This is a genomic window from Prevotella sp. OH937_COT-195 (assembly GCF_003932845.1).
Classification (GTDB): domain Bacteria; phylum Bacteroidota; class Bacteroidia; order Bacteroidales; family Bacteroidaceae; genus Prevotella.
Genome location: NZ_RQZH01000040.1, coordinates 1 through 8,437 on the forward strand (window position 1 = coordinate 1; position 8,437 = coordinate 8,437).

General features: G+C 37.2%; 6 protein-coding genes. 3 read left to right on the forward strand and 3 right to left on the reverse strand.

All coding sequences use genetic code 11. The features are described 5' to 3' along the window. Positions 1-272: 272 nt before the first annotated feature. From EII32_RS10720 to EII32_RS10730, 3 genes are read right to left on the reverse strand one after another with little or no spacing between them, the layout of a single operon-like run. Positions 273-1,766 carry a DUF5687 family protein gene (locus EII32_RS10720; protein WP_125235393.1) on the reverse strand — a complete coding sequence of 498 codons (1,494 nt, stop codon included), beginning with the start codon at positions 1,764-1,766 and terminating at the stop codon, positions 273-275. A 2-nt stretch (positions 1,767-1,768) separates the two neighbouring features. Next, a complete protein-coding gene (locus tag EII32_RS10725) occupies positions 1,769-2,377 on the reverse strand; it encodes a LolA-like putative outer membrane lipoprotein chaperone (RefSeq protein ID WP_125235394.1) in 609 nt (202 codons plus the stop codon). A gap of 49 nt (positions 2,378-2,426) precedes the next feature. Then, on the reverse strand, positions 2,427-4,874 hold the full coding sequence (locus tag EII32_RS10730) for an FtsK/SpoIIIE family DNA translocase (RefSeq protein ID WP_125235395.1): 2,448 nt from the start codon (positions 4,872-4,874) through the stop codon (positions 2,427-2,429). A 117-nt stretch (positions 4,875-4,991) separates the two neighbouring features. On the opposite strand from EII32_RS10730, the gene EII32_RS10735 reads away from it, so the two are divergent. The 3 genes from EII32_RS10735 to tilS are packed head-to-tail and all read left to right on the forward strand — an operon-like array spanning position 4,992 to position 8,149. Beyond that, positions 4,992-5,633, forward strand: a complete 642-nt coding sequence (locus EII32_RS10735; protein ID WP_125235396.1) for a 3'-5' exonuclease — start codon at positions 4,992-4,994, stop codon at positions 5,631-5,633. Between the two features lie 5 nt (positions 5,634-5,638). Next, entirely contained in the window at positions 5,639-6,820 is a 1,182-nt protein-coding gene (locus EII32_RS10740) for a class I SAM-dependent rRNA methyltransferase (protein WP_125235397.1), read from the forward strand. Between the two features lie 3 nt (positions 6,821-6,823). After that, on the forward strand, positions 6,824-8,149 hold the full coding sequence (gene tilS, locus EII32_RS10745) for a tRNA lysidine(34) synthetase TilS (protein WP_125235398.1): 1,326 nt from the start codon (positions 6,824-6,826) through the stop codon (positions 8,147-8,149). Positions 8,150-8,437: the final 288 nt, after the last annotated feature.

Genomic DNA, 8,437 nt, shown 5'->3' on the forward strand with positions numbered 1-8,437 from the left:
GAATAATGATAGTTGGTTGGAGGTTCTTTTTAACATGAAATTCTGCAAGTTTTATACTGTAAAGGTACAAAAACTTGCAGAAACAGACAAATAAATACAAGGATAATTGATTATAAATCAATGAAATAAACATTTTTTAAGGAACGACTACTTAGGTCGTAACTAATTTTCATACTTTAAATAATAATGTACACGATTCAGGAAAATAATATTAGGGTCGTGTACATTTTATGTGTACAGTAGAAGATAATAATACTGTACATGGTTTATTGTCATGTTCTGAATGAATCCATGTTCAAATATCTGCGTGTCATAAATCGTTTATAAATATTGCGAAGCCATATTTCGTGGAAAATAACAAATAGTAATCCAATGACAAGAAGAATTATATAGGTTATTGTTTCGTTGAAAAACAGCGAAAAGATATTTATTATTACAACAGGAACAAACATGACAATTAGTTGAAAAACAACTTGGAGCCAATTTGTCTCCACAGTGCCTTTGCTTGTCATTTTTGTATTCAGAGGTATTGTTTGTCTGTTAAATACCGCCATCTGCATCAGCAAGCAGAAACATGGACCGGCGGTAAATGCGGCAATAGAGATAAAATTAAACAATGTATATTTACCGTTAAACAAGGTAGGAATCATCAATAACATCGGAAGTAAAAGTAAAGCAACGTATAAATAATATTTTGCACGGAGTAACAACAGAATGTTTTCTTTATGAACCATAAGCCCGTCTATGTAGTTGCCTTCGTAACTCATCACTTTAATCAAAGTAATGGCACCATAAAGTACAAATACATATACAAGCCAAAACTTTGTTGAAAACGAGTCACTATAAATATCAGTATATGTTATTATAATGCTTGGCATTAATGTAAATGCCGTACCCATTATGAATGATGTCCGTACATTCTTATTCCTCATTATACTCTTAATTTCAAGTTTAAGATATTCGCCCGTTTCGCCAAAACGATTAAGAAATTTGAATTCGGATACACTCTTCAATCGCTTAGTTTCTTGTCCGATAACTTCCTTATAGATAAAATGTCCTTGAACTTTTATGTTGACAAACACCAATGAGGTCATTATGCATAATAATCCAATCCATGCCAATGGATTATTATTGGTGAAGAGATTTCCGCCATTGGCATATATTTCACAGAAAAAGCCAAAATCGTTCAAAATCCACGGCATGAAAATAAATGAATATACAGATGCCGGTAATACCCACCAAAGTATATTGCTGTTTATTAATGTGCGGCAAAGCATATACCAAAGGCTGTTTAGCATTATGAATAATTGTAATGCAGTCAAGAGCAAAACGGTATTGAAAACACCCACTTGAAACAAGACGCTCATTATTGCGAATGGGAGAAACAGCCCAAGCCATATAAGATTCCCACCACTAAACAACGAAACCAACACAAAAGACTTTATACATGTATCTTTGGGCATTGGCAGGAGCAGGTATGGATGGATTAGTTGTGTTGGTGTCTGTTGAGATACAAATCTGAACAAGAAATCTATGGCAAGTATGAACGGTAGTACAGCAAACATAAGTTCATATCCTTCTATCCATGAACTCTCATTGGCAGCGAGCGACAATATTATTGCAAAGAAAACAAGGTAAATAATTGTAAATGCGATTCCTATGCCAACAAATACTTTTGCAACCATGTTCTGCTCAAATATAGGGCTGCGTCTGTTTCTCAGTTTGTTATGTCTGTAAAGTATATGATAGATTTGAAGTCTGTTCATTTTTATCTCAAATCAATTATTTCTGCTTTCGGGAAATCCTTTGAGTTAAACCTAAATGATGCATCACTCTGATTAGATGTCTTGAAATTACTTATTTTTATAGTTGTCCATCCGTTGCTTTGTCTCATTTTTACTTGTTTGGGTAGATATGTGCGTTTGTCTATTGTTATATACATTTCTTTTATCGTACGCCCTTGGTTACGTGCAACAAGATGTATGTTGTATTCAGAAGCAGAAGATGTCATACTCAAATTAAATCCATTTTTATATATGGTAATGAATTTATATGGGTTCATTGCTTGTTGTTGGGCTTCTGCCGGAGTGCTTATGTTCACTTCTTCATTTTTTTTAATATATGTCCATTCTGTTTTACCGTCAAACCATATAATGGCATCCGGAGTTGTTGCACGGAACTTATTTCCCTTGATTGCAATCGTCCCGCTTGTATTGCCATATTTCCCTGTTATTGCAAAATTTGCGGTTGCTCCACCTTTCCTACCGATTATTCCTGCCGTTTTGTCGAGAATCTTTAATGCCTGACTTGCATTCTGCGCTGTGGAAATTGTTGAAATCAGCAGCACAAAAAATATTAAACTGATATTTTTTTTCATATATCTTTGATATTATATATTCTTAAATACAATAACCATCTCACATGTTTTAACGATGTATTCCGGATAAAAGCGTATTCAAAGAGTTCTCTTCTGCAATCAGCACTTCACGTGGTTTGCTACCCTGTGCGCTTCCCACTATACCTGCTTTTTCCATTTGATCCATCAGACGACCGGCACGGTTGTATCCAATGGAGAAATGTCTCTGTATCATGCTTGTTGAACCTTGCTGGCTTATTACTATGAAACGCGCAACTTCAAGAAACAGCGGATCCAAATCGTCACTACTTATGGTACATGATCCTATACTAATCTCGTCTGTTGCCGGCTCCGGCAGTTCCATCGGCATTACCGGTCCGGGCTGGTTTTTAATATATTCATTTATATTCTCAACCTCCGGTGTGTCAACAAAAGCACATTGTACACGCACTGGTGTACTGCCGTTTAGTATAAGCATGTCTCCACGGCCGATTAATTGCTCTGCCCCCTTTTGGTCGAGAATTGTCCTTGAGTCAATCATTGCACTTACTTTGAATGCCATTCTTCCGGGGAAATTTGCCTTTATATTACCTGTTATAATTGTAGTCGTAGGGCGTTGTGTGGCAATAACCATGTGTATTCCTACGGCGCGTGCCAACTGTGCTATGCGTGCTATGGGCATCTCTATTTCTTTGCCTGCAGTCATAATAAGATCCCCGAACTCATCAATAATCACAACTATATAAGGCATATATTCGTGACCTTTTGTGAGGTCAAGTTGGTGGTTTACGAATTTGGCATTATATTCTTTTATGTTCCTTGCCGTTGCCATTTTTAGCATATCATATCGATGATCCATGAGTGCACACAGACTGTTTAACGTACGAATAACTTTCGTAACATCAGTGATTATAGGCTCCTCGTTGTCATCCGGGACTTTTGCAAGGAAATGGTTTGCAATAGGATTATATATGCTGAATTCAACTTTCTTCGGGTCTATAAGTACCAATTTCAACTCATTCGGATGTTTCTTGTATAAAAGCGATGTAATTATGGCATTAAGACCTACGGATTTTCCTTGTCCTGTGGCACCGGCAACGAGCAGATGAGGTATTTTTACCAAATCCACCATATACACTTCATTTGTAATGGTCTTTCCAAGTGCGATTGGCAATTCCATTTTTGCCTCTTGAAACTTGCGTGAGTTAAGAATACTCTCCATTGACACGATGTTTGGTTTTGCATTGGGAACTTCAATACCGATGGCTCCCTTACCCGGTATCGGTGCTATTATACGTATTCCGAGTGCAGACAAACTAAGTGCTATATCATCTTCCAATCCCCTTATGCGCGATATGCGGACTCCTTCAGCAGGGGTTATCTCGTATAAGGTAATTGTCGGTCCGACGGTAGCCTTTATTGACTTTATCTGCACATTGAATGTTGCGAGAACGTCAACTATGCGTTTCTTGTTGTCAAGTTGCTCCTTTTCATCAACATATACTCGTCCGCCGTCGTTATATTTTTTCAGCAAATCGAGCTTGGGGTATTTATATTTTATCCACGGTTCCTTTGGATTTATCGGGGTGCTCAGGTCAATTTTTCCCGCAACGGTTCTTCCTCCGGCCTTTTCCTCGTCATCACCTACAGTTATCTCAATATCCGGATCATTTGCATAGACTTTGCCTTCATTTTTATAATTATTGCCGGAATCTGCCATATCGGTATTTACCGGAGTACATACTTGTATCCCGTCATCAGTAAAATTTACGGTTTGAGGTGCAGGGTCATCGTAAATATTGGGCTTTTCGTCATCTTCTTCCTCGTTATCTTTTATAATATCATCTGTTTTTTTCTTCAGATTGGTAATGGTAAATTTTACCTTGTTTGAAAGATAATAGGCAGGATTAAGTAATTTCTTCATTACTTCTATTGTTTCTGAACTTAGATAAGTGAGGAATGTTATGGCTATAAAAAGAAGTAGCAAATAAAGCCCGGGCTTACCTATAACATTCTCAATCCACTGGCTTATATACATTCCATGTCCTCCGCCGGGATTATACACTTGTCTTTCAAAAGGTTTTGATAGAAATTCCGAAAATGAAACTGAACACCATATCGTAATTGTTGCCAAACACAAGAACCATTTTAAAAGGTTTACATTATATACCTTCATCATTTTCAGTCCTGTGATAAAAAATAAAATTGGTATGGCAAAAGCGGCAAGTCCGAAACATTCTGCTATAAAAAAGTTTGATATTATTGCACCTGTCGAACCACAACTATTCATAAACTCTTTGTTGCTGTTAAGCCAATCGCCTTGTCTCATTTCGGATACAAGGCTTTGGTCTGCCTCGCCGGTGCTGAAATAGGAAATGAAAGCAATTACCATCAGTACTGCCACAAGCACCAACACAAGACCGAAAAGAAAATTGAATATATAGTTTTGGAATATGTTTTTGAAACCTACGGTCTCCATTAGAGTTTTAGGCTTCTGTTCTTTCTTTTTCTTAACCATATTATATGTTTTGTCAAAAGACTTCTTGTTATTTGCTGCAAAATTAATCGAAAAATATAAGAAAAGGGTATAAAATCGCTTTTTTTTGCTAATTTTGCATCTCGTAAAGTAGAAAGAATGAAGAAAACGATATATAATAAGTTTGACAAAAAAATAATCTCGACTCTTCCAAGAGTTTTGTTCGAAGGTAGGATAATCACTATATTGACTGCCGGAGAGACAGAAAAAGCGGTCGAATACCTGCTGTCTGCACCGATACTTGGCATAGATACAGAGACGCGACCATCATTTAGACGTGGTGTTACACACAAAGTGTCATTGCTTCAAGTATCGACAACAGATACATGTTTCTTGTTCAGACTTAATTACACCGACCTTACTCCCGCTTTGATAAGATTGCTCGAAGATGAAAAAGTCCCCAAAGTTGGCTTGTCTCTAAATGACGATATTCGTTCTTTGCAAGCGAGAAAGACGTTTAAACCGGGATTTTTTATAGACTTGCAGAAACATGTGAGCGAAATAGGAATTGAAGACATGAGTCTCCAAAAACTGTATGCCAACCTTATAGGACAACGCATAAGCAAAACGCAACAACTATCAAATTGGGAGGCTGATATTCTTCAAGAAAAACAAAAACGCTATGCGGCGACCGATGCTTGGGCATGTATAATGCTGTACAAGGAACTTTCAAGACTGAAAAAAAACGGAGAATTTATGTTGATTAATGCATCGGAAAGGGATTTTCAGAAAAACGGATAATGACAATGTATAAAACAATAACACTAAAAAAAGGAAAAGACGAAAGTCTGAAAAGGTTTCACCCATGGGTGTTCTCCGGGGCAATAAAATATATTGACGAAGGTATCGAAGAGGGAGATTCTGTAAGGCTGTTGACAGAAAACGGCGATTTCATCGCTGTCGGACATTTCCAAATAGGTTCTATAGCCGTCAGGGTGCTTTCATTTAATGATGTGGAAATAAACAGTGAGTTTTTCAGAGAACGACTTGAAAAAGCTTTGTTTATGAGAAAATGTATTGGCACCGCAGACAATCCCAAGAATAACACTTATCGTCTTGTTCATGGCGAGGGAGACAATCTGTCCGGACTTGTCATAGACTGCTATGGCGAAACTGCCGTAATGCAGGCACACAGCATTGGAATGCACAAATGTCGGGACATTGTGGCAAATGAACTTGTGAAAGTAATGGGAGAAAGAATAAAGAATGTTTTTTACAAGAGTGATACAACATTGCCATACAAGGCGGCCATTGGACAGGAAAACGGTTTCATTATTGGCAATAGCGAAAATAACACTGCCATGGAGAACGGATTGGAATTTCATGTTGATTGGTTGAAAGGACAGAAAACCGGTTTTTTCATTGATCAGCGTGAAAACCGCTTGTTGCTTGAAAAATACTCGAAAGACAAGACTGTTTTAAATATGTTTTGTTATACCGGAGGGTTCTCTTTTTATGCAATGAGAGGTGGAGCGAAAGTAGTACACTCGGTTGATAGCAGTGCAAAAGCCGTGGAACTGACAAATGCCAATGTGGAACTTAATTTCCCGTACGACAAACGACATGCTGCCTATTGTGATGATGCATTTAAATTTCTTGAAAAAGCAAATGATGTATATGATCTTATAATACTTGACCCACCTGCATTTGCCAAGCATCGAAATGCACTGCATAACGCACTAAAGGGATATACGAGACTGAATTTAAAGGCTATGCAACGCATACGCCCCGGAGGAATACTTTTCACATTCAGTTGCAGTCAAGTAGTAACTAAGGATAATTTCAGAAATGCCGTTTTTACCGCGGCAGCACTGGCAGGGAGAAAGGTTCGCATACTGCATCAACTACATCAGCCTGCAGACCACCCCGTAAATATATATCATCCGGAAGGAGAATATCTTAAGGGGATTGTATTATATATAGAATAAAAAATGCTTGAGAAAATTGCCCGTTTCATCGAACAAAACCAATTGCTCGATAAGGAAAAGAAATATATTGTTGCCCTTTCGGGTGGGGCAGACAGTGTATGTCTGCTTCTCATTCTGAAGAAACTTGGATACAATGTAGATGCTGCACATTGCAACTTTAATTTAAGAGAAGAAGAATCTTTGCGCGACGAACAATTTTGTATTGATTTGTGCAAAAGACAGCAAATAAAAATTCATCTTGTCCATTTTGACACCAATGCGTACTCTCTTCTGCATGGTATTAGTATTGAAATGGCAGCACGAAACCTAAGATATTCTTATTTTGAAAATCTAATACGTGATATTTGCGCTGACGGAGTATGTGTCGCTCATCACCAAAATGATTGTGCGGAAACTGTCATACTAAATTTGATACGGGGGACCGGTATAAATGGTTTGGCAGGAATACGCCCAAAGAGAGATAATGTTATCAGGCCGTTACTTTGTGTTTCACGTGAAGAGATTGAGAATTTTCTAAAAAAAGAGGGACAGGAATATGTGACAGATTCCTCAAACCTTACAGATTTCTTTGTAAGAAACAATATACGACTAAATATTATACCGGCAATGGAAAAGATAAATCCTTCTGCCGTACAAAATATCGTAAGAACAGCAGTAAGGGTTAATGAGGCAAATAAAGTTTTCGCCCATTCCATCGAAAAATCTTCTTCAAAAGTATCTAAATTTATAGATGATTTACTTTATATCGACATTAATTTGTTGAAAGCGGAAGTTTCTCCGGAATATACGTTGTTTAATATCTTGAAGAAATATGGGTTCAATCCCGACCAAATAGGAAATATAAGTGCAGGGATTGATTCTCAAACCGGTAAAAGGTTCTTGTCGGGAACACACCAATTGACGTTCGACCGTGGGAAAATTATTATTTCAAAAATAGAAGATCATTCATTAAATCTAAATATCCCGGAGACGGGAAATTATATTGTCAACGATAAATGCTTAATTAAGGTAATGAAATTGCATGTCGATGACAAATTCTGTATTTCAAAAGAAAGAAAATCGGTAACACTTGATGCTGAAAGGGTAAGATTCCCGCTGTTGCTTAGGAATGTAAATAACGGAGATCGCTTTTTTCCGTTCGGAATGAAAGGTTCAAAACTCATAAGCGACTATATGACGGATAAGCATTTTTCGATAATTGACAAGGAAAGGCAATTGGTGATTGAAGATGCCGATGGAAACATCATTTGGCTCGTGGGTGAAAGAACTGATAACAGGTTTAGAATTACGAGTGATACAAAAGAAGCACTTGTTATATCGCTAACATAAATTTTAGGAAAACGTTACATCTAAAAACATTTTTGATTTAGCCTGTTTTGCAAATTAAAATCGCCGAATTTGATTTGCAAAACAGCCGATTTTACCGATCAAATTCGCCCAAATTACGACACAGATGAAAACATATTATAAAATATCTGTTATGCTAGTCGTTCCTTAAAAAGGTTTATTTCATTGATTTATAATCCGTTTCTAAAAAAGTTGCAATTGCCTTGTATTCTCCACATATACCGGTAGTACATTCGGTTTGTTGTCAAAGAAGCAATACGCCGCCGGTGC

Excerpts from the sequence above, each read along its gene's own strand:
- EII32_RS10720 (WP_125235393.1), bottom strand. The coding sequence starts at position 1,766 with ATGAACAGACTTCAAATCTATCATATACTTTACAGACATAACAAACTG.
- EII32_RS10725 (WP_125235394.1), bottom strand. The coding sequence starts at position 2,377 with ATGAAAAAAAATATCAGTTTAATATTTTTTGTGCTGCTGATTTCAACA.
- EII32_RS10730 (WP_125235395.1), bottom strand. The coding sequence starts at position 4,874 with ATGGTTAAGAAAAAGAAAGAACAGAAGCCTAAAACTCTAATGGAGACC.
- EII32_RS10735 (WP_125235396.1), top strand. The coding sequence starts at position 4,992 with ATGAAGAAAACGATATATAATAAGTTTGACAAAAAAATAATCTCGACT.
- EII32_RS10740 (WP_125235397.1), top strand. The coding sequence starts at position 5,639 with ATGTATAAAACAATAACACTAAAAAAAGGAAAAGACGAAAGTCTGAAA.
- tilS (WP_125235398.1), top strand. The coding sequence starts at position 6,824 with ATGCTTGAGAAAATTGCCCGTTTCATCGAACAAAACCAATTGCTCGAT.